The organism is Pseudomonas sp. H3_D04 (assembly GCF_054669175.1).
Genome location: NZ_CP162801.1, coordinates 3,151,132 through 3,173,181 on the forward strand (window position 1 = coordinate 3,151,132; position 22,050 = coordinate 3,173,181).

19 protein-coding genes and 2 pseudogenes are annotated in these 22,050 nt (G+C 57.7%); 12 read left to right on the plus strand and 9 right to left on the minus strand.

The genetic code is table 11. The annotated features are described in order from the left end of the window. The first annotated feature begins 5 nt into the window (after positions 1-5). A complete protein-coding gene (locus AB4N91_RS14575; RefSeq protein WP_083377031.1) occupies positions 6-431 on the plus strand; it encodes a potassium channel family protein in 426 nt (141 codons plus the stop codon). Between the two features lie 33 nt (positions 432-464). Here AB4N91_RS14575 and AB4N91_RS14580 read toward each other — a convergent pair whose 3' ends face one another. Further along, positions 465-1,349 carry a universal stress protein gene (locus tag AB4N91_RS14580; RefSeq protein WP_200668294.1) on the minus strand — a complete coding sequence of 295 codons (885 nt, stop codon included), beginning with the start codon at positions 1,347-1,349 and terminating at the stop codon, positions 465-467. Between the two features lie 52 nt (positions 1,350-1,401). After that, entirely contained in the window at positions 1,402-3,774 is a 2,373-nt protein-coding gene (locus AB4N91_RS14585) for a phosphoketolase family protein (RefSeq protein WP_154912514.1), read from the minus strand. A 251-nt stretch (positions 3,775-4,025) separates the two neighbouring features. On the opposite strand from AB4N91_RS14585, the gene fnr reads away from it, so the two are divergent. Together fnr and AB4N91_RS14595 are read left to right on the plus strand one after the other, a co-directional pair. Beyond that, positions 4,026-4,769, plus strand: a complete 744-nt coding sequence (gene fnr, locus AB4N91_RS14590) for a fumarate/nitrate reduction transcriptional regulator Fnr (protein ID WP_083377033.1) — start codon at positions 4,026-4,028, stop codon at positions 4,767-4,769. Between the two features lie 23 nt (positions 4,770-4,792). Continuing rightward, a pseudogene (locus tag AB4N91_RS14595) lies at positions 4,793-5,773 on the plus strand (zinc-dependent alcohol dehydrogenase family protein); the annotation flags it as partial. Here the strand turns inward: AB4N91_RS14595 and AB4N91_RS14600 are convergent. After that, a pseudogene (locus AB4N91_RS14600) lies at positions 5,773-6,678 on the minus strand (universal stress protein); the annotation flags it as partial. The pseudogenes AB4N91_RS14595 and AB4N91_RS14600 overlap by 1 nt on opposite strands. A 228-nt stretch (positions 6,679-6,906) precedes the next feature. On the opposite strand from AB4N91_RS14600, the gene AB4N91_RS14605 reads away from it, so the two are divergent. After that, positions 6,907-7,470: a GNAT family N-acetyltransferase gene (locus AB4N91_RS14605; RefSeq protein WP_077749854.1), complete on the plus strand. Its 564-nt coding sequence runs from the start codon at positions 6,907-6,909 to the stop codon at positions 7,468-7,470. Between the two features lie 53 nt (positions 7,471-7,523). On the opposite strand, the gene AB4N91_RS14610 is transcribed toward AB4N91_RS14605, so the two are convergent. Then, positions 7,524-8,447, minus strand: a complete 924-nt coding sequence (locus tag AB4N91_RS14610) for a universal stress protein (RefSeq protein WP_010459306.1) — start codon at positions 8,445-8,447, stop codon at positions 7,524-7,526. 211 nt (positions 8,448-8,658) lie between these two features. Here AB4N91_RS14610 and AB4N91_RS14615 point away from each other — a divergent pair, with 211 nt between their 5' ends. Continuing rightward, positions 8,659-9,558, plus strand: a complete 900-nt coding sequence (locus AB4N91_RS14615; protein WP_460112612.1) for a diguanylate cyclase domain-containing protein — start codon at positions 8,659-8,661, stop codon at positions 9,556-9,558. A gap of 15 nt (positions 9,559-9,573) precedes the next feature. Here the strand turns inward: AB4N91_RS14615 and AB4N91_RS14620 are convergent, their stop codons facing one another. Continuing rightward, a complete protein-coding gene (locus tag AB4N91_RS14620; RefSeq protein ID WP_154912512.1) occupies positions 9,574-10,815 on the minus strand; it encodes an MgtC/SapB family protein in 1,242 nt (413 codons plus the stop codon). A 273-nt stretch (positions 10,816-11,088) separates the two neighbouring features. On the opposite strand from AB4N91_RS14620, the gene AB4N91_RS14625 reads away from it, so the two are divergent. Next, positions 11,089-12,015 (plus strand): universal stress protein, encoded by a 927-nt coding sequence (locus AB4N91_RS14625; protein ID WP_077749851.1) that lies wholly within the window; start codon positions 11,089-11,091, stop codon positions 12,013-12,015. Positions 12,016-12,085: 70 nt separating this feature from the next. Here the strand turns inward: AB4N91_RS14625 and AB4N91_RS14630 are convergent, their stop codons facing one another. Continuing rightward, positions 12,086-13,444: an MATE family efflux transporter gene (locus AB4N91_RS14630; RefSeq protein ID WP_042932146.1), complete on the minus strand. Its 1,359-nt coding sequence runs from the start codon at positions 13,442-13,444 to the stop codon at positions 12,086-12,088. 414 nt (positions 13,445-13,858) lie between these two features. Between AB4N91_RS14630 and AB4N91_RS14635 the strand changes: the two genes are divergently transcribed. Further along, positions 13,859-15,826: an alkyl/aryl-sulfatase gene (locus AB4N91_RS14635; RefSeq protein ID WP_154912511.1), complete on the plus strand. Its 1,968-nt coding sequence runs from the start codon at positions 13,859-13,861 to the stop codon at positions 15,824-15,826. 309 nt (positions 15,827-16,135) lie between these two features. Here AB4N91_RS14635 and AB4N91_RS14640 read toward each other — a convergent pair whose 3' ends face one another. The 3 genes from AB4N91_RS14640 to AB4N91_RS14650 all read right to left on the minus strand — a co-directional run bounded on the left by AB4N91_RS14640 (position 16,136) and on the right by AB4N91_RS14650 (position 18,172). Beyond that, on the minus strand, positions 16,136-16,378 hold the full coding sequence (locus tag AB4N91_RS14640; RefSeq protein ID WP_010459294.1) for a hypothetical protein: 243 nt from the start codon (positions 16,376-16,378) through the stop codon (positions 16,136-16,138). Positions 16,379-16,601: 223 nt separating this feature from the next. Next, a complete protein-coding gene (locus tag AB4N91_RS14645; RefSeq protein ID WP_102595551.1) occupies positions 16,602-17,297 on the minus strand; it encodes a DUF1963 domain-containing protein in 696 nt (231 codons plus the stop codon). Positions 17,298-17,371: 74 nt separating this feature from the next. Next, complete coding sequence (locus AB4N91_RS14650) at positions 17,372-18,172, minus strand: GNAT family N-acetyltransferase (protein ID WP_154912509.1); 801 nt, start codon at positions 18,170-18,172, stop codon at positions 17,372-17,374. 342 nt (positions 18,173-18,514) lie between these two features. Here AB4N91_RS14650 and sseB point away from each other — a divergent pair, with 342 nt between their 5' ends. From sseB to AB4N91_RS14675, 5 genes are all read left to right on the plus strand, one after another. Further along, positions 18,515-19,315: an enhanced serine sensitivity protein SseB gene (gene sseB, locus AB4N91_RS14655; protein WP_154912508.1), complete on the plus strand. Its 801-nt coding sequence runs from the start codon at positions 18,515-18,517 to the stop codon at positions 19,313-19,315. 75 nt (positions 19,316-19,390) lie between these two features. Continuing rightward, entirely contained in the window at positions 19,391-19,939 is a 549-nt protein-coding gene (locus tag AB4N91_RS14660; protein ID WP_458725422.1) for a hypothetical protein, read from the plus strand. A 196-nt stretch (positions 19,940-20,135) separates the two neighbouring features. Continuing rightward, positions 20,136-20,558, plus strand: a complete 423-nt coding sequence (locus AB4N91_RS14665; RefSeq protein WP_154911644.1) for a hypothetical protein — start codon at positions 20,136-20,138, stop codon at positions 20,556-20,558. Between the two features lie 181 nt (positions 20,559-20,739). Further along, positions 20,740-21,057: a DUF7677 family protein gene (locus tag AB4N91_RS14670; RefSeq protein ID WP_009048737.1), complete on the plus strand. Its 318-nt coding sequence runs from the start codon at positions 20,740-20,742 to the stop codon at positions 21,055-21,057. A gap of 588 nt (positions 21,058-21,645) precedes the next feature. Beyond that, positions 21,646-21,918, plus strand: a complete 273-nt coding sequence (locus tag AB4N91_RS14675) for a hypothetical protein (protein WP_077749846.1) — start codon at positions 21,646-21,648, stop codon at positions 21,916-21,918. Positions 21,919-22,050 lie beyond the last annotated feature (132 nt).

Genomic DNA, 22,050 nt, shown 5'->3' on the forward strand with positions numbered 1-22,050 from the left:
TCGCCATGCTGGCAGTCACGCTGATCAATACACTGGTGGTGATCATCGTCGTGATCATCCACTACGAATGCCTGTTACGCCTGAACGACTGGCTGCCCCGCCTGAGACTCTGGAGCCGCTTCAGGATCGTCGTCGGGGTATTCGGAGCCCTGTTTGCCCACGCAACAGAAGTCTGGTGCTTCGCACTGGTCTATTACCTGATGGTGCGTTCCGGCGAATGGGGCACCTTGACGGGTAACTTCGATGGCTCATTCATGGACTGCGTGTACTTTTCCTTCACCACCTACACGACCATCGGCTTCGGCGATATTTCACCGGTGGGCAACCTCAAATACCTGACCGGCCTGCAAGCCTTGACCGGTCTGGTACTCATCACCTGGACGGCGTCCTTCCTGTTTCTTGAAATGCAGAAGTACTGGAAGCGCAAATAGCCGGCCCGAAGGCACGCAGCCCTCCCGGGGCCTCTAGACCGCAAGCACGTTGCACGGCACCTGATACAAAATGTGCTCGGTGGTGCTGCCCAGGAGCTTGTCGACGCCGGAGGACTGGACCTTGCCCATCACGATCACATCCACCTCGTGTTCGTGGGCAAATTCACTCAACGCCTTGACCGGATGGCCGGACACCAGGTGACGACGATCCGCAGGCACACCGTATTGGCCGGCGAGTTTCACGAAGGCTTGCTGCAGGTCCTTGCGCAGTGCTTTGGTCAGGTCCGCCAGGGTCAATCCATCCATGTCCGCCAGAAAGGCCGCCGAAATGTCACAGGCGTACAGCAAATGCAATTCGGCATCGCACTGGATGGCCAGGCTGTTGGCCTGCCTGATGATGCGGTCGTTCAGCGTATTGTCGGGGAGTTCGGTGTCGGACACTTCCACCGCGGCCACGATCTTGCGCGGCCAGCCGTCGCCGCGCCCGCCCACCAGATACACCGGCATCGGACAGTGGCGCAGCAAGTACCAATCCAGCGGAGTGAAAAAGGCGCGCTTGAGCGCAGACTCGTGCTGCACCTGCTTGATCAACAGGTCGGGCTGCATTTCCGTGACATGATCGAGGATGTCTTGCTCCATATCCTCGGCCCAGGCCACCTCCGTGGTCGCATCGATGCCCTCGCAACGCAGCGTCTCGGCCTGCACCTGGAGCCAATCACGATGGTCTTGCAGGTAGCGCTGACGGGCCTGTTCCCGATCACCTTCCTCCAGCAGCGACAACAATTTGAACGAAGGAATGAAAGCGGCGATATGCAGGCTCGCGCCGCTGGCCCTGGCCAATGCCGCCGCGTGTTTGATCGCCGGGGAATGGCGCAGGGCCGGGTTGATGATGAGTAATAAGCGTTGATACTGGCTCATGATGTGACTCCCGTCAGGTGAACATTCGACACGCACCGCGGCGCGGCAAGACTCAGGGATTTGCCGGCGTCCATTGCCAGTTCAGCACCTCGGGCATGTCTTGCCCGTGCTCGATGAGGTAGAGCTTGTGCCGCTCCATCGTCGACCAGTAGCGCGACCGCTCGGTTTGCAGTTGATCGCGCAGCCGCGGCACCCGCTCGACGACGTCCAGCGCCAGTTGATACCGATCCAGATTGTTGATTACCGCCATGTCGAACGGGGTGGTGGTCGCGCCCTCCTCCTTGAAGCCCCGGACGTGGAAATTGTCATGATTGGTGCGTTTGTAGAGCAGGCGGTGGATCAGCGCGGGATAACCGTGGAAGGCGAAAATCACCGGTTTGTCGACGGTGAACAGCTCATCAAACGCCGAGTCCGACATCCCGTGGGGATGCTGATAGGACGGCTGCAACACCATCAAGTCGACCACATTGACCACCCTCACCCGCAAGTCCGGCACGTACTCGCGCAACAGCGTCACGGCGGCCAGGGTTTCGAGGGTCGGCACATCGCCGGCGCAGGCCATGACCACGTCGGGGTCGTCATCGTTCTGGCTGGCCCACCCCCAGCGACCAATGCCGGCCTGGCAATGGCAAATGGCGGCATCGATGTCCAGCCACTGCCATTCCGGTTGTTTGCCGGCGACGATGACGTTGATGTAATTGCAGCTCTTGAGGCAATGGTCAGCCACCGACAACAGGCAATTGGCGTCGGGCGGCAGGTAGATGCGCACCACGTCCGATTTTTTGTTCGCCACCAGATCGATGAACCCGGGGTCCTGATGAGAGAAGCCGTTATGGTCCTGACGCCAGACATGGGAGGTCAGCAAATAATTGAGCGAAGCAATCGGTTTGCGCCACGGCACTTCACTGGCGGTTTTCAACCATTTGGCGTGCTGATTGACCATCGAATCGACGATATGGATGAACGCCTCGTAACAGGACAGCAGACCATGTCGCCCGGTCAGCAGATAGCCTTCGAGCCAGCCCTCGCACACCTGTTCGCTGAGGATTTCCATGACCCGGCCATCGGCGGCCAAATGGTTGTCGTCCGCCTCCAATGGCGCCATCCATGTCTTGGCGCTGACCTCATAGACCGCGTCCAGCCGGTTCGAGGCGGTTTCATCCGGGCCGAACAGGCGAAAGTTGTTCGAGGCCAGGCTGTTTTTCATCACGTCGCGCAAAAACGTGCCCAAGACGCGCGTGGCCTCGGCGCGCAGGCTGCCGGGAGCCTCGAGTTTCACCGCGTAGTCGGCAAATCGCGGCAGGTCCAGCGGTCGCAACAACGCGCCGCCGTTGCCATGGGGATTGGCACTCATGCGCCGATGCCCCGTCGGTGCCAGCGCCGCGATGTCGGGCAACAACGCGCCATTGGCATCAAATAGCTCATCGGGACGGTAACTGTGGAGCCATTCCTCCAGTTGCCGCAGATGGATCGGTTGCTGGAAATCGGCCAAGGGCACCTGATGCGCACGGCAGGTGCCTTCGACACGATGGCCATCGACGAATTTCGGCCCGGTCCAGCCTTTGGGGGTGCGCAACACCAACATCGGCCAAAGCGGCCGCTCTGGCGCCTCCGATGACCGAGGCTGGCGTGCTTCGCGCTGAATCTCGCGGATTTTCAGCACCATCGTGTCCAGCGTTTGGGCCAGGGCCTGATGCACCTGCGCCGGCTCATCACCTTCAACGAAATACGGGTCGTAGCCATAGCCATACATCAGGGCCGACAGCTCATCCTCGCTGATTCTGGCCAGCACCGTGGGGTTCGCGATTTTGTAACCATTGAGGTGCAGGATCGGCAATACCGCCCCGTCACGCGCCGGGTTGAGAAACTTGTTGGAGTGCCAGCTCGCCGCCAGCGTGCCGGTTTCGGCTTCACCGTCGCCAATCACGCAGGCGACGATCAAATCGGGATTATCGAACGCCGCGCCATAGGCGTGGGCCAGGCTGTAACCGAGTTCGCCGCCTTCATGGATCGAGCCCGGAATCTGCGCCGACACATGGCTGGAGATTCCGTAAGGCCAGGAAAACTGCCGGAAAAGACGAACCAGGCCGTTGGTGTCGCGCTCCACCGAGGGATAACACTCGGTATAGGTGCCTTCCAGATAGGTCTGAGCCACCACGGCGGGGCCGCCGTGACCAGGGCCTGCGACGAACAGCATGTTCAAGTCGTACTGTTTGATCAGCCGGTTGAGGTGCGTATAGATCAGGTTCAGCCCCGGCGTTGTGCCCCAGTGACCGAGCAAACGCGGCTTGATGTGCGCCAGGGTCAAAGGCTGGTGCAGCAGCGGGTTGTCCTTGAGGTAGATCTGCCCGACGGCCAGGTAATTGGATGCCCGCCAATAGGCGTCCAGCCCCTCCAGTTGCTCATCACTGAGGAAATCGCTCATGAAGTTCTCCTTAAAAGATCCGACCGGCCGGCAATCCTTGACCAATTCTGGGAGTCTGGAACGCTCAAGACTTGATTTACATCAAGTATTGCCGTCGGCGCTCAAGTTGAAGGGCGTTGAAATGCCATGAAAATCAAACCGTAAGGGACGGTTTTCCCCGTTCGTCGATTACCCCGTCAAACATTCGAATGAACCCTCCCCCCGATGGCTCACCAACTATGCTTAAACGACTCCCAGACGGCGTTCCTCTCATGCCTGAAATTCGTCCACTGCAAGTTCATCACCTCAAGTCTGCGTGTTCCAGCTGCAGTGTGTTGGAGTTGTGTCTTCCCATTGGCATGACCGGAGAGGAGGTCGAACGGCTCGATACGCTGATCGTGCAACGCTTCAAGGTCAAAAAGGGCGCCGCGCTGTACCGCACCGGTGACCCTCTGCGTTCGCTTTACGCAGTGCGTATCGGTTCATTCAAGACCTGTGTGGTGTCCGTCGATGGCCGTGAACAAGTCACCGGGTTTCACATACCCGGCGAAATGCTCGGTCTGGATGCCATCAGTGCCGATGCGCACGCTTGCACGGCGTTTGCCCTGGAGGACAGCGAAGTCTGCCCCATTCACTTTGCGCAGCTGGAAAAACTGGCGCAAACCCTGCCGTCGTTGCAGCACAACCTCAACCGGCTGCTGAGCCGCGAAATCGTGCGCGATCACAGCATGCTGATGTTGATGGGCAACATGAACTCTGATGAGCGCCTGGCGGCTTTTTTGCTGAACCTGTCCCAACGGTTCAGCATCCGTGGCTATTCATCCAAGGAGTTCGTGCTGAAAATGCGTCGCGAAGAAATCGGCTCCTATCTTGGGCTACGCCTGGAAACCATTTGCCGGGGCATTGCGCACCTGCGGGACCAGGGGCTGGTGGAAATCGCCGGCCGCGACGTCAAGATCCTGGACATGGAAGGGCTCAAGCAAATGATCGCCGGCTGTCATCGCCAACCTCGCTGATTTCGCCCGCCTGGAGCTTTGTCATGCGCGCCATGGTTCTGTCTGTCCCCGGCCAACCGTTGCAATTGCAAGAACGTCCCATCCCGATACCTGGCCCACATCAATTGCTGCTTAAAGTGCTCGCCTGCGGCGTATGCCGCACCGACCTGCACCTGGTGGACGGTGAATTGCCGCAAGCCGTGCTGCCACGGGTACCCGGCCATGAAATCGTCGGCGAAGTCACGGCGGTGGGCAGCGAGGTCGCGCCCGACTGGATCGGCCGGCGGGTCGGCGTTCCGTGGCTGGGCTGGACCTGCGGTGAATGCGCGTTCTGTACTTCGGGCCGGGAAAACCTTTGCGACCACGCGCAGTTCACCGGTTGTCACCTGGACGGCGGTTATGCCGAGTACACCGTGGCCGACCAGCGCTTCTGTTTCCCCATTCCCGAGGTGCTCTCGGACCTCCAGGCCGCGCCATTGCTGTGTGCCGGGCTGATCGGCTTTCGCGCGTTGCAAATGGCCAAGGGCGCTCGGCACCTGGGCCTTTATGGCTTCGGGGCCGCCGCGCATCTGGCGATTCAGGTGGCGCGGGGCCGGGGTCAACGGGTATCGGCCTTCACTCGACCTGAGGACAGCGAAGGCCAGGCCTATGCCCGGTCACTGGGCGCCGAGTGGGCCGGTCCATCGGACCAGCCTCCGCCGCACCTGCTCGATGCCAGCCTGATTTTCGCCCCCGTCGGTGCGCTGGTGCCGCTGGCACTGGCCGTCACTGCCAAGGGCGGCTGCGTGATTTGCGCCGGTATTCACATGAGCGACATCCCCGCGTTCCCTTATCGGCTGCTGTGGGGCGAACGCAGCGTGCGTTCGGTGGCCAACCTGACCCGTGAAGACGGCACCGCGTTTTTCGAAGAACTGCAACACACGCCTGTGCATTGCGACGTCACCCGTTTTGCCCTGGAAGACGCCAACCAGGCGCTCGCCTGTTTGCGGGCCGGGCAGTTCAAGGGTGCCATCGTGCTCACCCCCCTGACGTTCGACCTGACGGCCAGAATGCTGCCCGGCACCGAGTACAGCGCCCGCTCGGTGTTACTGCCGATCAACCGGTCGATCCCCACTCTGTGCTCCGTGCCCATCACCACCACATCCGCCAGGTAGTGCTCGACGAATTCACTGATCACCGGCACGGGCAGGCCCATCACGAAATGCCGCCGCTCTGGCGGTACACCGTAGCGATCCGCCAGGGCGACAAAGGCCTGGTGCAAGGATTGGCGCAGTTCCTCGATTAAATCCACGTCCCAGCCACCGCTGGCCAACGGCGCATCACCGTTGAACGCCGGTGACAAGTCGTAGGCGTAAAGCAGGTGCAGCGGAGCGTCGCATTGCAGGGCCAATGTGTTCGCGGTCTGGATGATCGTGTCATTCAAGCCATTGATTTGCGTCGACGGGTCGAACGGGTCCACCGCCGCCACGACCCGGTGCGGCAATCCGTAACGCGCCTGGTTGACCAAGTGCACGGGCACCGGGCACTCGCGCAGCAAGTGACAATCGAGCGGTGTGATGAACACCCGTTTGAGCAACGGTTCGAAGGTGACATCCTTGATCAGCAGATCCGGCTTGAAATCTTCGACCGTTCGCAGAATATCCAGCAGCGGATGGGTGGTGAACACCACCTCGACCGTTGCGTCCAGCCCCATCTCGTTGAGCCGTTCGACTTCATCGGCGGCCCAACGACGGTAGCGGCGCAAATAGCCCTGATAGCGTGCGTCGTCGATTTTGTCTTCCCACACATGCACCACCGGCGCCGGCTCGACAAAGGCCCGCACCGCCAGTTCGGCCCCGCTCGCCCTGGCCAGCGCGACGGCCCGCAACATGGCGGAGGACTGATGCAGGGTTTGGTCGGCGATCAGCAACAAACGTTGATATTGGCCCATCACACACCTCGGCTCGACACCGGTCATCAAACGCCGGCAAGTGTCCAAGACTGCGCTCCTCGCCCCCTCCTCCCGCTTGATTTACATCAAACATGAGCCAATCAACGCCTGCCGTCGCGACTCTCTGATCCAGATCAGATTCAGGCGCCGCCAACGGCGTAGAAAGGAAGTCACCGAACGGCTCGTCATCGTGCCGCCCACCTTTCAAACCGGATGGAGGAACACCCCATGCTGACTGTCAAAGACCACAATGACCGAGCCGCTGCGGCCTATGCCGCCGTCACCGGCAAATACTGGATCGAAGCGCTCAAGGACGGGCGTCATGTGCTGATCCGGCCACTGGCGGAAAAAGACCGCGAACGTGAACGCGCGTTTATCAAGCGCCTGTCGCCCGAGTCCCGGCATATGCGCTTTCTCGCACAAATCAACGAACCCGGCACGGCGATGCTCGACCAACTGATGGACACCGATAACAAACAGCGCACGGCTTTCATTGCGCTGGTCCACGAAAATGGCCAACTGATCGAGATCGGTGTCAGCCGCTATGCCGCTACGGGGGAACATGAATGTGAATGCGCCGTGACCGTCGCCGATGAATGGATGCACCTGGGCCTGGGCACCTTGTTGATGGAGCATCTGATCAAAGCCGCGCGCAAGAACGGCTTCCGCCAGATGTATTCGGTGGACGCCGCCAGCAACACGCCGATGCGTGACCTGGCCAAAGCGCTGGGTTTCGAAACACACAACGATCCTGATGACACGCGTCAGGTCATTCACCGTCTAGCCCTGTAAAAAATCGTCCCGCGATGTTCAGGCCAACGGTTCATCGCGGGACGATCCAGCCTTCAGGATTGTAAAACCCGGCCCGGCTTGATGGCCAATACGCTGCAAGGCGCCCGATGCAACAGTTGCTCGGCCGTGGTCCCCAACAGCTTGTTCAGCCCCTTGTGCTGCACCGTACCCATCACGATGACATCGGTGCGGTGCTCAGCAGCAAAATCACAAATGCTCGTCAGCGGCACGCCCTCGATGAAATGGCGATTTTGCGGCGCTACCCCGTGGCGTTCGGCAATCGCCGCAAACGCTTCGTGCTGGGCGCTTCCCAGGGTTTCATAAATCCCGACGGCCAATGGCAGCGCGCCAAAGCCAATGTCCTGGGCATACACGGCCGTCCAGTCATACACATGCACCAGCTCAAGGGTTGCACCACACACGGAGGCCAGCTTCGCTGCGGCGTCGATGATCTGGTCGTTGAACACGTGGTCCTGGTCCTCGCTGCGCAACACATCGATGATGGCCAGCACGTTGTGCGGCTTAGGGTTGACGGCGTTGGTCACCAGGTGCACCGGCACCGGGCAATCGCGCAACAACTGCCAGTCCAGCGGCGTGAAAAACACGCGCTTCAAGGCTGACTCTTCCTGCGCATCCTTGATGATCAACGCCAAGGACATCTCGTTGACGAAATGCAGGATCTCCTCATACGGATGCTGCACCCAGACCACCTCGCTGGTGACCTCGACGCCATGCTTTCTCATCAGCGCGGCTTGCTCGGCGAGCCATTCCCGATGGGTTTGCAAATACCCGTCACGGGCCAGGCTGATCTGTTCGGGGGCGAACAACCCCGCCACCGCCAGGGCCTGCAAATAATCGAAGGCGACGATGTGCAAGGGCATCTGCATGGCCAGCGACAACGCGGCGGCACGGTCGAAGGCCGGCGTGTGGGTCATGTTTTGGGGAGCGATTAACAGTAAACGCTGAGTCTGCGACATGGGGCACCTCGGCACGTGGTCGTTTCAATGGAATGAACAGGTATTCAGAGTGAGCGTTCCTGCTTCGGGCAACTTGATCTTTATCAGCTATAACGCGCGTTTTTGATGCCCGTTGCGTCCGTAAAAGTTGATTTTGATCAACAGATTCCCGGCCCCTTCCTCTTAGCCTGAATCAAGGCCTGATGCGTCCAGGGCTACATGGGAGGGGGCAATGATCGAATATGACCAGCAGGTGTTGGCAAGAGCATGGGACGCTGCGACTAACCCGGTGTTGATCACCGAGCGCACGGGGTGCATCGTCTGGATCAATAATGCGTTCTGCCGCTTGAGCGGCTATTCCAAGCCGGAACTGGTGGGGAAAACCCCGCACCTGCTGTCTTCGGGTCGACAAAGTTCCACCTTCTACCGTGACCTGTGGCTGACGATTCTGGCGGGCCTGCCCTGGCAGGGCGAAATGGTCGAGCGACGCAAGGACGGCGCCAGCTGCACGGTCAATCAGATCATCACCCCCGTGCTCGACCCTCATGGCGTGGTGACGCATTTCATCGCCATCCTGCACAATTTCAAGGTCACGGATGAAGAACGCGCCAACATGCAGCAACTGGCGTTCCATGACGCCCTGACTGGATTGCCCAACCGCAGTCTGTTTCTGAACCTGCTCAATCAGGCGATCAACCACGCCACCAAACACCAGCAGCCACTGGCGTTAATGTTTATCGACCTGGACCACTTCAAATCGGTCAACGACACGTTGGGACACGCCTGTGGCGACAAGCTGCTGGTGGCCGTCGCCGAGCGCCTGGGCCAGTCCGTGCGCAGGTCTGACGTGGTCGCTCGCTTGAGTGGCGACGAGTTCGCAATCCTGATCACGTGCATGGAACAAGCCGACCAGCTTGAAGCCCTGGCCAACAAACTGATCGCCGCGATCGGTGAGCCGTTCATGATCGATGCGCACCGCGTCAACACGGCCATCAGCGTCGGGATCAGCCTGTTTCCTGCCAATGGCGCGAGTGTCGAAGACCTGCTCGAACAGGCTGACGGGGCCATGTACCTGGCCAAGCGAGCCGGTGGCAAAGCCTGCCGCTTCAAACGACTGTCGCCCGATGACTAGATCGCAAACAGGGCCTCAGAGCAACCAGAGGCCCGCCCACATCGCCAGTGTCAGCAACACCTGGCCGGGCACCACATACACGGCGAACCGGCGCCCGCCGCTGACCCAGGCCACGACGCATTTGCTCAGGGAATTGCTGCTGACCGCGAGCAGCACAGGCGCGGCAATGACATCAAACGGTAACAACCCGGACTTGGCCAGGGCCGCAATCGAGGCCGTCGAGGCATGCGCATCGGCGAACCCGGTAAAGACCGCCGTCAGCATCACCCCCACCTCGCCGAAGTAGTTGAGCATCATCGACGACAGAAAGGTAATACCGGTCATGGCCAGCGCGACCACCACGGCCAGCTTGAGGTTGAAGGCCCCACCGACCTTGATCGGCTGGCTGGGGCCGGTCACCGGCTTGTGAAACATCAGACCCAGGCCATAGAGCGCGGTGGCGATGGTCCCGCACAACAGCGGTCCCCACACGTGACGCAGCAGATCGGGTTCAACCGCCCCGAGGATCAGGCCGACCTGGGTGAAGGTGGCCAGGTTGGAGAAAATCGCCGCCGCGCCGAGGATCTTGATGTTGCCGGGCTCCGCGCTGACCCGATGCCCCATCGTGGCGATGGTCACAGTGCTGGAGGCAAACCCGGAGGCGATGGCACTGAGCGCATAACCGTAACGGCTGCCGAGCGTTCGCACGGCAATATGGCCCACTGCGCCTATCGCCATCAGCATCACGGTCAAGGCGCAAATGGTTCGCAGGTTGATCGCCGAATAGGGGCCGATGAAGCGGTCCGGCGCCAACGGCAATACCACCAGCACCGCCACCAGCAGCACCAGTGCGTCGCGCATTTCCGCCTCGGTCAATTGACTGCGCGCAAAGTGATGCAATTTCTGCCGATACGCCAGCAACCCCGCCATCACCACACCGATGGCCGTGGCCAGCGCCGGCGCGGTAACGCACAACCCGCCCAGCACCAACACCGTGAACAAGGCCACTTCGCTGGTCACGCCCGGGTCATCGCTCAGGCTGCGCCAGTACGCCACCGTGACCAGCAACGCCACACAGGTGGCCATGATCCCCAACAGCAAGCCGCCGCCCACTTGCATCGCGCCATACCCCAGCAACGCGGTAATCGCGAACGTGCGCAAACCGGCACAGGCACGGCTGTCCCCTCGCCCCTTGTGCCGTTCGCGTTCAAGGCCGATGAGCATGCCGATCCCCAGCGCAGCCGCCGCGCCGGTCATGCCGCCGAGGGTTTCATTCATTGGACTCTCAATCCGGCCAGGCCGGGGGGATCTGCATTCAGTTGACGCCAGCGTGCGCCAAACCCTTCATGCCCAGGTTGATCATGATCAACCTCTTCCAGTATGGCCCAGGCAACCAAACGTCGGCCGCCCTCGCGCCGACACGCGCAGGTTTGACAAAGATCAAGCGGCCCATCCTCACCATTGCCACTATGGACTTCAGGTAAACGCTCCAGCCAACCCTCGCGGCCACTTCAGGCCTGCGTCTGTGTGAAGACCCAAGGGAGAATTGTCATGACCGAACAAGCACGCTTCATGCTCATTGCCTCGCCCCTGATGGAAAACAGCCCCGCGTTCGACCGGGCCGCCGCGCTGGCCAAGGCGCAAGACGCGGCGCTGCACATCGTCGCGTTCGATTTCCTGGAAGGCCTGGCCACCGCCAGCCTGGTCAACCGGGACGCTCTGGAGCAGATGCGCCTGGGGTACGTCGAGCGCCACCGCCAGTGGCTGGAAGATCAGGCCCGGCCCTTGCGCAAGATCGGCGTGACCGTCACCACGGAAGTGGTCTGGGTCGAACGTCCGTTGCAGGAAATCCTGATCCACCTCAAAGAGCAGCCGATGACCCTGGTGATCAAGGCGCTGCAACACGAATCGCTGCTGTCACGGATGATGTTCACGCCGCTGGACATCCACCTGCTGCGCGAATGCCCGGTGCCGCTGCATTTTGTCAGCAACGTGCAACACGCCTTGCCGCGCCGGATCGTCGCGGCCGTCGACCCGTTCCATCGCGATGGCCAATACGAAGGCTTCAATGACCGCATCCTGCATGAGGCGGTGAAGCTGGGCACGGCCTGCAACGCCCAGGTCGACGTGGTGTACGCCTATGACCTGTCGTCCATCGGCGCCGATGAGTTCGGGTTCGGCGACGCCACCAAATTCTTCTCCTCGACCAAGGCCAAAACCCTGTTCGACGCCCAAGGTGAAGCCTTCAACGCGCTGGCCGAACGCAACGGCATTCCGCCGGAACAGCGGCACATGGTGATGGGCAACCCGGCCAAAGTCCTGTCCAGTTATGCCGATGCCTACAACGTCGACGTGATCGTCATGGGCCGGGTTGGCCACCGCGGCATCGGGCGGCTGATCGGCAGCACAGTGGAACACCTGCTGTACAAAATGCCGTGCAGCGTGTGGGTGGTGTCGCCGGAAGTCATCGAGGAATAAGCAACGACCGCGCGCCATCCAAAAAAATGGGCCGCCGTTTGCACGGCAGCCCATTTTTTATGGCGCGGCGCTACACCAACCGCTCGATCGCCTGATGCTTCCAGACCTTTTTGTAATACGCCGTCTGCAACACCAGCATGCCCAGGTACGCTACGGGAAAGGCCATCCACACGCCCTGCAACCCAAACTGCCCGTCCAGCACATACGCCACCGGCAACTGCACGCCGACCACGCAGAAAATCGAAATCGCCATTGGCACCAGCACCGAACCGCTGGCGCGCATGATGCCGCCGACAATCGCCTGGAAGCCAAACACCAACAGGCTCCAGAGCATGATGTGCAACAGATGCTCCGCCATCGCCCGGGTCGAATCCTCGGTGAGAAACAACCCCAGCAACCAGTGCGACAGCAAATACCCCAATACCACCAGACCACCGGTCAGGCACACATTGATCAACAGCCCCGTGCGCAAAATCGGCCCCATGCGCTCAAGCCGCCCTGCCCCGATCGCCTGAGCGCCAAGGATCGACGCGGTGATCGCAATCGACAACGCCGGAAACTGCACGTAATTGACGATCTGCGTCACCGCCCCATACGCCGCCGTCGCCTGTGAACCGTGCCGATTCACCAGCGCCAGAATCACCAACTCCGACACCGACAACACCACCATCTGCAACCCGGTCGGCAAACCGATGCGCAACACCTTGCCGAGAATCACCAGGTCCAGGCGCATCGCCGCAAACATCTCCCGATCCGGCGCCAACGGATGCCCCTTGCGAATCAGGCGCCACGCCAACCAGCCCATCGCCGACAAATTCCCCGCCAGCCCCGCATACGCTGCACTCTGAATCCCCATCATCGGCAACCCGAACCACCCCCGAATCAACGCCGGCGTCAGCGCCAACCCGATACACGTCGACACCACCAACGCAATCAACGGCGACACCGTATCGCTGACCCCGCGCAGCAGCTGAGTGAACAGCACGTAGACCAGCAGCGACGGCATGATCCACATCATCACGTGGGCGTAAGACACCGCATCGTCAATCACGTCGGCCGGTGTGCCGAGGCCTTGCAGGGCGGGCCGTGCGAAGACGCTGCCCAAAATCGCCACTACCAGTCCGATCATTGCGCCCAAGAGCAACGTGGTGCCGGCGATGGTTTTCACCAAGTGCGGCTCGCGCGCGCCCCAGGCTTGGCCGATGAGCACGCCAGCACCGGCGCCGAGGCCAATGACCAGGGCGATGAAGAAGAAGACGATGGGGAACATGCCCGACACGGCGGCCAGGGCCTGGGTGCCGAGCATTTGGCCGATGTAGATGCTGTTGATGGTGCCCGACATGGATTGGAGGAAATTGGAGAGGACCATGGGGGCGAGGAAAAGGAGGTAGGTTTTCCAGAGGGGGTGTTGAGGGGCTGGGGTTTGCATTGAGGGTCCGTCTCGGGGTGGGCGCGGTTTGGGAATTCTACGCTAGGGGGCTGGGCACTGCCCTTTCGATTTCGCGGATGTGAACAACGTGAGTGATGTGTGCTTTCGGCCAGAAGCTGCCTGTCAATTCCACGGGCGTTCTCCCATCCTCACTAACCGCATACACGATCACTGACTGCTTGATTTATCTCAACTCTGCAGGCCTTGGCGTCGTAATACTCCAAGGGTAAACACAATAAATGCGGACCAGGGTGCGGAGCTAGAGTATCGAGTCAGTAGAGCACCGTCACACTGCCCCCAATGCGCCATGCAGCCACCCTGTTATGACCTGCGTTTTTCATTGCTTTGTACGAAATTATTCCCGACGTCAGAAGCTGTTTCGGGAGTGTGCTTGCAAACATGAGGAGACACGACATGCTAGCTCTGCTTCCCAGACAAATAGTACTCGCGGTGTTATCGAGTTGCGTGGTAATCGGCGCGGTGCAGGCCGCACCTAACGACGCCACCGATGCAACTCGAAAAGCCAACGATGCTTTGCTCAGCTATTTGCCCTTTGCCAATAAACAAGACTTCGACGATGCGAACCACGGCTTCGTTGCCGATTTACCCAGTCCTGTGATCAAGGGCGATGCGGGCAATGCCGTTATCGACTTGTCTCAGTACGACTTTCTCAAGCAAGAAGGCCCGACACCGGCCACCGTCAATCCGAGTCTGTGGCGGCAATCGCAGTTGCTGACGATTCGAGGGTTGTTCAAAGTGGTGGATGGCATCTACCAGGTACGCAATATCGATCTGGCCAACATCACCTTCATCCGTGGCAAGACTGGCTGGATCGTCATTGATCCACTGACTTCGGCGGAAACAGCCAAAGCGGCGCTGGGGCTGGTCAATGACAAAGTTGAAAAACTACCAGTGTCTGCCGTGATATTTACTCACTCGCATGTTGACCACTTCGCTGGCGTGCGCGCGATGGTCGACGACGCCGATGTGAAGTCCGGCAAAGTGCCGCTGATCGCCCCTGAAGGCTTTATGGAAGAAGCGGTCAGTGAAAATGTGTTTGCCGGCACCGCGATGAGCCGTCGCGCTTCTTACATGTACGGCAATCTGTTGCCAAAAGACCCCAAAGGTACGGTCAGTGGTGGCTTGGGTATAACCACAGCAGCAGGCACCATCACCCTGCTCGAACCGAACAAACTGATCGAGAAAACCGGAGAAACACTCACCGTCGACGGGATCGAGGTGGTGTTCCAAATGGCGCCCGGCACAGAAGCTCCGGCTGAAATGCTGTTCTACTTCCCGCAATTCAAAGCCATTGACTTGGCCGAGGATGGCAACCACACCTTGCACAACATTCTGACCCTGCGTGGTGCGAAAGTTCGCAGCGCGCAAAAGTGGGCGAGTGCCCTGGGGCAAACCATTGATCTGTGGGGGGCGGATGCCGTGGTGTCGTTCGGTAGCCACCATTGGCCGCAGTGGGGTAATGATCGCGTTGTGCAGCATCTGGAGAAACAGCGCGACCTCTACAAGTACATTAACGATCAGACGCTGCGCATGGCCAACCAGGGCATGACCATGAACGAGATCGCCGAGGCGTTCGTCCTGCCTGACAGCCTGGCGAAAGAGTTCTATAACCGCGGCTACTACGGCAATCTCAAACATAACGTGCGCGCGACCTATCAACTCTACCTGGGCTTCTGGGACGGTAACCCGGCCAACTTCGATCCATTACCACCAACCGATGAGGCTAAGAAGTACGTCGAAATGGTGGGTGCCGACAAGATGGTCAAAACCGCTCAGGATGCCTATGCCCAAGGCGACTACCGCTGGGCGGCGACTGTCGCCAACAAGGTGGTGTTCGCCGATCCGAAGAACCAGGCTGCTCGTTCTGTCGAGGCTGACGCCCTGGAACAGATGGGTTACCAGGCTGAATCGGGGCCTGCGCGAAACTTCTATCTGTCCGGCGCCCAAGAACTGCGTGGGGGCGTCAAGAAAATGGTCACGCCCAACACCAGTTCACCTGACATCATTCGCGGCATGACCACTGAAATGTTTCTCGACTTCCTTGCCATTCACTTGAATGGCCCGAAAGTCGGCGAGAAGTCCTATACGTTCAACCTCAACTTCCCGGACACCAACGGCACGTACGTGTTGACTGTAAAAAACGGCGTCATGAACTACAAAAAAGGCAAGCCATTGGATAAGACCGACGGCACGGTCACTCTTAACCGGACCACCCTCGATGACATCGCCTTGGGCAAACTGAAACTGGGCAACTTATCGGACAGTGGCGAAGTGAAAATCGAAGGCGACAAGGACAAGTTTAAAGACATGCTGACCCATTTCGACAAGTTCGATTTCTGGTTCACCATCGCGGAACCGTAGCGCTTATGCGCTTGGCACTCAGGCAATGGGTTTGATTGGTTTGCCTGATGAATCTCAGAGGGTGCGCTATGTATCGAAGCAGCCACGCTTGCCGACTGAATATTGCTCCATTGATCCTTGTTTTGACCCTATTGGGCAGTAACGCCTGGGCTGGCGGGATCCTGATTTACGAGGCCGACCAGATGATTCTCAGATTTATTAATAGGGCAGGCAGTCCGCTCCTGGCCGATTTCTGCCCGTCGCGAAGGGCAGTCATCGACCCAAAGCGGACGTCGAGGGCGAGCTTCTGAGAATGGTCGATAAGACGATTTACGCGGCAAAAGTAAGCAATCTTGCCTCTTGAGTATCTGCTATGAACGCATTGACTTGCTCTTGCGGATGCGGGGAAAGCTCTGGGTATTCATCTGCAAGGTATTGGATGACCGTATCTTCTTCCCAAGGGCCGAGCGAAGTCATGTAGTCAGGGTACTGATTTTGAATTTCTCTCCATGATTGGTAAGGATGCTTGGAGAGCAACATGACTGTTCGGGTGTAGATAATATGAATCTGCACGAATCTATTTCCGTATGTTGACGTTTGGGAAATCGCCAGGCGAGTTTAAATCCTTTTCAAGATTGCCTTCCTGTCGGCAGCTTTTGCCTGAAGAAAAGTGGTGGGCTGGACGTCCGCTTCTGGCCGGTTTCTGCCTATGCTGGCGGCGGGAGGGATACCGTCGCTATACGACCTATAGCGGCCATCACTGACCTCATCGCCTAAGCGAACTGCTTACCTGCCTTTAGTAAAAATCATAATAAAGCGCCCACTTCCCCGTTTCGACATGCTTCCAGAACATCAGGCTGCCGCTGTCGATTACGTTCAGGTTGATCTTCGCATCCGACGAAATCTGGAACACAAATTCGAAGCCTTCACCGGGATCGACCCCTGATTGGCAAAACGAGGGGTAGCCGCCGATTTTATGTTCGTAGGTGTGGGTGATCAGGTCGTAATAGCTTTGTATCGCGCCCGTGCTTTCCAGCTTCAATATCTCTTGCTCAAGGTCCGCCGGGACACCACCGCCATCCCACAGCGGAAAGTCCTCCGCCACCAACTCTGCGTTTAGTGGGAAGGGTTTGAGGAACGACCCTTCCACGGGCAATGCCTTGCGTACCAACACGTCATCTGGCCCATATTCACGGATGACCCAGTTTTGTCCCATCGGCTCAAAATGCTCGGGAAACGGGTTTGAAATAAACACCGTCAGTACACTGATTCCTGTCAGTAACGGGCTGGTAAAGGGCAGGCTGGGCAGATAGAACTGTGCATAGGGAAGCATAGGTTGCCCGGCTTGATTGGTCGGTACATCTTCATCAGGACGAAACAGAAAGATGCGACCTAGCCAGCTTTCTTCGTCAGTACCGGCAGGGCGGAAGCCACCGGCGCTGAACTTTACAGCGGGACGGGCCAAGAGCTGCTTTATTTGCTGAATTTCCATGGCGGTATAAAGCTCCTTTGCGACTCAGGCGTTCTGTACCGGGCCTCACAGAGGGTTTCGGCCAAGAGCAGACTTCAGCTATCTACCAGGCGATATAGCGCTTGAGCGTGGGATGTCGCTAGCCCTGTACGCTGCAAATTTCGGCGACTTTGCGAGCTGGGAAGCGCGGTTGCGGCGATCACAAGACTGCCGTGTTTTTTGGCTTGCTCTATCCGATGAGATATCAGGGCTCCATGGTAGCCTTGGCCTCGTGCATTTTTTCGGGTGGCAGCCGTCCCAAGGTAGGCAACTCCATTGCAGGCCAGGTACATCAACGCTCCTGACACGACCTTTCCATCAGCTTTAAGGACGTAGATTTTCAGACGTTCATTTGACATCAGTCCTGCGAACGAAGCCTGGCTCAACTGAAGATGCTCTGGCTTGGTATGAAATCCACTCGCATGCACGGCTGCGAACTCAGGAAGCGTTTGTGAGGTGGCTTCTTCGATTTCGAATGAGTGGTGATTCAAGACCACATTTTCGATGGTGCACGCGAGTTGCAGATGCGTCCACCCCCTCAGACGCTCCAGCCGCTTCTCACCCACCAAAGCGTACTGTTCCAAAGGCGAGGCCTTTCCGATAAGAGGCGTTACTGTCGAATACTCTGCTGATTCCTTGAGCAAGCTCAATAGTGACTTGGGTCTGTCGGTACTATCGCCGTAGATGCGATTGAGCATCGGGCTAGGTGATGCCTTCACCTGAAAGCATGGAAAAGCTTCGTTGAAAAACACACGAGCACCAAAAGGGTTTCCACTTATCCGAGACAAACTCTCGACGCGGGCACACAAATACTCGCTTTCTGCGGCCTCAATCGCATGAGCCATTCCGACATTCATGTGCAAGTCCTTATTGCGTGATGTCCCAGAAGGGTAACGGCAAATTCAACAATACACACCTCCAAACACACTGCTGGTAGATAACCTGCTCCGGTGTCCCTTTGAGATCGATAACTGCCTGTCGCGAAGGGCTGCAATCGGCCAGAAGCAGCCCTTCGAGGCTAACCGCATTTGGCTCTTCATCCACCACTGATATGGAGGAGCTTTCCTTGGAAAACCGTTCAGGGTGACTCTCCGTATGCTCCAGATTTATTAGCCTGCTGTTCTTCCTGTTTTCACCTTCGCGTGAAAAACTACGCGCTCTTTGCCGCTCACTTTTTGTCTGTTTTGATGGAACTGCCGATGGACATCATGGATACCAAGCAAGAAAACACCCTCGAAAAATCACTCAGGCTGGCGGCGGATGAACCGGCCCATCGACCTGACTTTTTCAAGACTCTGTTGAATTCCACTATCTACGTCCTTGGCACTGCCGGCACTGGCGAAGGTCAAGTCAACCTCGAGGCTGGTAGCAACATCAGCATCGCGCATTGGCAAAAGCCTGACGGCTCCGCTGTCATCCCGTTTTTTTCTTCGTTGCAAACACTACAAAGATCCATAGATAGCGAAGAGTCCTACGTAGAGATCCCGGCCAGATCGCTGTTTGAAATCACACTGGGCACCCCTCTTTTCCTCAATCCAAAGTCTCCTTACGGGAAAGAGTTTTTCCCGGAGGAAGTGCGCCATCTGCTCTCCGACGAGATCGGCCAAAAGCCGGTGCAGCGCGAGGTCGAAAAAGACACCAAAGTGCTGCTCGGACAGCCGTCGCAATATCCGTCGAAGATGGTCAACTCGCTCACACAATTACTCGCCAAACATCGCAACGTAAAGCGTGCATTTCTGGCGTTGATGCATGACGCATCGTCTGATCAAAAGCCTCATCTGATCATTGGTATTGAAGCGGACGGAGATATTGAACTGGTCATGCGCGAAGCCGGTAACGTTGCCGGGGATACCGCTCCGGATGGCGAACCGGTTGACCTCTATCGCGTTCACGAAGGGGAATCAGGCCTTAGCGATTACTTCCTCAAGCAAACCGCACCCTTCTATGAACGGAAGTCGGCAGGCTGGCTGCGTTCATTGTTCGGCTTTGGCAAAGCGTGACAAAGATCAACGTCGTGCTAACCGCCGAGCAGGCCTGCGAAATCGTGCTTGGCCTGTTTGACGGCGTCATGAGAGATGGCAAACCTGAGCGTTTTGTCATTCAGTCATGTGAGCTTTCCGCCAACGGCCATTACTGGCCGGTTGCAGCCCTTTGCGACAGGCAACAATCGGCCAGAAGCAGACGTTCGCAACCGGTTCATCCTTGTAAGGAAAGTCTTAAAACATCAGTATGAATCCACAGATATTTTGAATGGCGAACACATGCGTACTTTTATTTCAGTGCTTCTCATGGGCATAAGCACCTTTGCGGTCGCCGGTTACGATCTACATATCAGTCGCAAGGTTTTCTGGGCTGACGACTTCGGCCCCGAAATTACCTTCGAAGAATGGCAAGAACATTTGAAAATCGACCCACAGGTCGTCAGGGATGTTGCCAATAGCCCTCAGGACTTCATGGTTTCCATACCTGGAGAGTCATTTCCGCTCTGGTATCGCTCAGATCTCGGTGAGCTGTTTACAAAAAATCCGACTGACAAGGCCATCACTAAGCTCGAAGAAATTGCTCGCAGCTTGAACGCAAGAGTTCAAGGTGATGATGGCGAGTTCTATCCAGCGGCACCTTGACTACACATGTCTGCGCAGATGTTGGTCCTGGTGAGAGGTAGTGGTTGCGTAATGGCCGCTTAGGGTCGGTTGCTGCCCTTCGCGACAGGCAGAAACCGGCCAGGAGCAGACATTCGAACCGCTGACCAATACACTGCCGCGACAATCGTACTCAAAAACTTTTGAGCAAATGTTCACGCAGGAAGAAGGGTTTCAAATGAGTCTTGATCTGTACCTGGAAGCGGATAATGCACTCACAGCCCCGACATTGAGGAAAGCCTTAAACGATGCTGATGCCTGGGAAATCAACGTAGTTGGCGACAGTTTGGAAGCTACCTTTATCTCGGGACTAACGTTGAGTACCGATGGCGTAATCACGGACTCAACAATTTACTCCGAGGATACGAAGGGCATCGACTTCCGTGTTGCTATGCGTTGTACCATCAGAATCAAAAGCCCCGAGCCGGAGGGGCAGTCTGCTATGGACGATCTGGACAAAATAGCGCAATCCATCGCTCAGACGTGCTCATCCCTCTTCCTGATAAGCTTCCAGCTCGAAGAAACATTGTACTGGCGGGACACAGCGGGGCTGCACCGTCCTGATGCCAGAACCTCCAAAAACAATGACGAATCCACCTAAGCGCACTCTGTCTACTACTGGGCATTTGCTGCACATCTCGATGAAATGGCTATTAGCTGCTTTTCGCGAAGGGCCGCTTTGGATCGGTTCGGGCCTGTCTCGACCACAATAAAACGGCAAAAAAGCAGATGCTTGATTATGAAGCAGTTAAATCCAGAATATTTACTAAAAGAAAATGTACATGAAGAAGCTAAGTAATGATTTCAGTGGAGCACTCCGAACATTTGCGTACTTCATGGCAAGTGGAAGCCACTACATGCTTGAAAACGTAGAGTACCTCGACATTTATGGATCTGAGCCGAGTGCAATTGAGATGGTCTTCGCGATATTCGCGAACGTAATAGAGATGGACAGCGAAGGCAACGTGCTCAATTTCACCTACGCCCAAAGGAGAGCGACTGACTACTTAAGGTCATACTGCGACCCATCTTTCAAAGTAACGCCGCCTCTTGAAGACTGGGAAACCGAGCTCTATGGGCCGCCCTCACTCGGACGCTAAGAAATGGCTTTAGCTCGCAGACACGGGGGACCGGAAAGGGTCGAAAGATCCAGCCGAATGGCTGCTTTTGGCCGAGGGTGTGTAAAAACGTTTTTGAGCGCGACAGCTACTCAAAACCGGACTGAAAATCGCGCTTCTATGCGAAATGCACATCTGCTGACGTGCCGATAAATTTCAGAATTAACGTAGACGCGCACACTTCAATTTTGGCGCAGCGTTTTTACACACTCTGGGCCGATAGCAGTCGCTCACAGAAGGTATGTAACGGTCCTAGGACCGCCATTAATCTCCTACACAAACTTCGGAATTCCTAACCTTGCCCGTCGTTGCGATGAAGTTTATAGTCCGCCCCGTCGCCCAAAATGGCGATTCAGGTTTGGCGACCTGATCATAGAGAATGCGAGGGCTGTCCGCTTTATTGCAGGGGTCATTGCACCCGCAAAGCCGCTGTTATGGCGGCTGTGCGCGGGAGACCTTCGGGTCTGCCGGTTTTCTCTGTGCCGGTTCGCCAACCTGCGCACAGCTGCCACCCAATCGTTTGGCGACGACTGAGTGTCGGCCTTGAGCCAATCAAACAGAGATCTTCAAATGAATAGATACATGCCTCTCACCGGAATCGACCTGATCCCGGCCTCCCTGCTCATCGATACCCAAGCTCCACTCGACGTCCTTCAAGCCATGGCCGACTACCGCATCCGCACCGTCACGCAGGTGCTGGAAAACATCGCCTTCCGCGCCGAGCTCGGTTGTGACACGGTGGTGTTGACGGACTTCTCCAAATTGCTGGCCATCCCATTGCGCGATGGCTGTGACTTGATGGATGTGATCGGCCGACGCTTGCGGGCGCAGGCGGCGGAGTAAATGAAAACGGGCGCCTATCGGGCGCCCGTTTTGTTTGCGGTCCGGAATGCTTTACTGGGACGTAGCATCGGACAACTCAACACCCCTCCCCTCACTGCAAAGGACTGCCAAGTGAACATCTCCGTTATCCTG

Coding starts and splice junctions, on each gene's coding strand:
- AB4N91_RS14575 (WP_083377031.1), top strand. CDS start 6: ATGCTGGCAGTCACGCTGATCAATACACTGGTGGTGATCATCGTCGTG.
- AB4N91_RS14580 (WP_200668294.1), bottom strand. CDS start 1,349: ATGAGCCAGTATCAACGCTTATTACTCATCATCAACCCGGCCCTGCGC.
- AB4N91_RS14585 (WP_154912514.1), bottom strand. CDS start 3,774: ATGAGCGATTTCCTCAGTGATGAGCAACTGGAGGGGCTGGACGCCTAT.
- fnr (WP_083377033.1), top strand. CDS start 4,026: ATGCCTGAAATTCGTCCACTGCAAGTTCATCACCTCAAGTCTGCGTGT.
- AB4N91_RS14605 (WP_077749854.1), top strand. CDS start 6,907: ATGCTGACTGTCAAAGACCACAATGACCGAGCCGCTGCGGCCTATGCC.
- AB4N91_RS14610 (WP_010459306.1), bottom strand. CDS start 8,447: ATGTCGCAGACTCAGCGTTTACTGTTAATCGCTCCCCAAAACATGACC.
- AB4N91_RS14615 (WP_460112612.1), top strand. CDS start 8,659: ATGATCGAATATGACCAGCAGGTGTTGGCAAGAGCATGGGACGCTGCG.
- AB4N91_RS14620 (WP_154912512.1), bottom strand. CDS start 10,815: ATGAATGAAACCCTCGGCGGCATGACCGGCGCGGCGGCTGCGCTGGGG.
- AB4N91_RS14625 (WP_077749851.1), top strand. CDS start 11,089: ATGACCGAACAAGCACGCTTCATGCTCATTGCCTCGCCCCTGATGGAA.
- AB4N91_RS14630 (WP_042932146.1), bottom strand. CDS start 13,444: ATGCAAACCCCAGCCCCTCAACACCCCCTCTGGAAAACCTACCTCCTT.
- AB4N91_RS14635 (WP_154912511.1), top strand. CDS start 13,859: ATGCTAGCTCTGCTTCCCAGACAAATAGTACTCGCGGTGTTATCGAGT.
- AB4N91_RS14645 (WP_102595551.1), bottom strand. CDS start 17,297: ATGGAAATTCAGCAAATAAAGCAGCTCTTGGCCCGTCCCGCTGTAAAG.
- AB4N91_RS14650 (WP_154912509.1), bottom strand. CDS start 18,172: ATGAATGTCGGAATGGCTCATGCGATTGAGGCCGCAGAAAGCGAGTAT.
- sseB (WP_154912508.1), top strand. CDS start 18,515: ATGGACATCATGGATACCAAGCAAGAAAACACCCTCGAAAAATCACTC.
- AB4N91_RS14660 (WP_458725422.1), top strand. CDS start 19,391: ATGGCAAACCTGAGCGTTTTGTCATTCAGTCATGTGAGCTTTCCGCCA.
- AB4N91_RS14665 (WP_154911644.1), top strand. CDS start 20,136: ATGAGTCTTGATCTGTACCTGGAAGCGGATAATGCACTCACAGCCCCG.
- AB4N91_RS14670 (WP_009048737.1), top strand. CDS start 20,740: ATGAAGAAGCTAAGTAATGATTTCAGTGGAGCACTCCGAACATTTGCG.
- AB4N91_RS14675 (WP_077749846.1), top strand. CDS start 21,646: ATGAATAGATACATGCCTCTCACCGGAATCGACCTGATCCCGGCCTCC.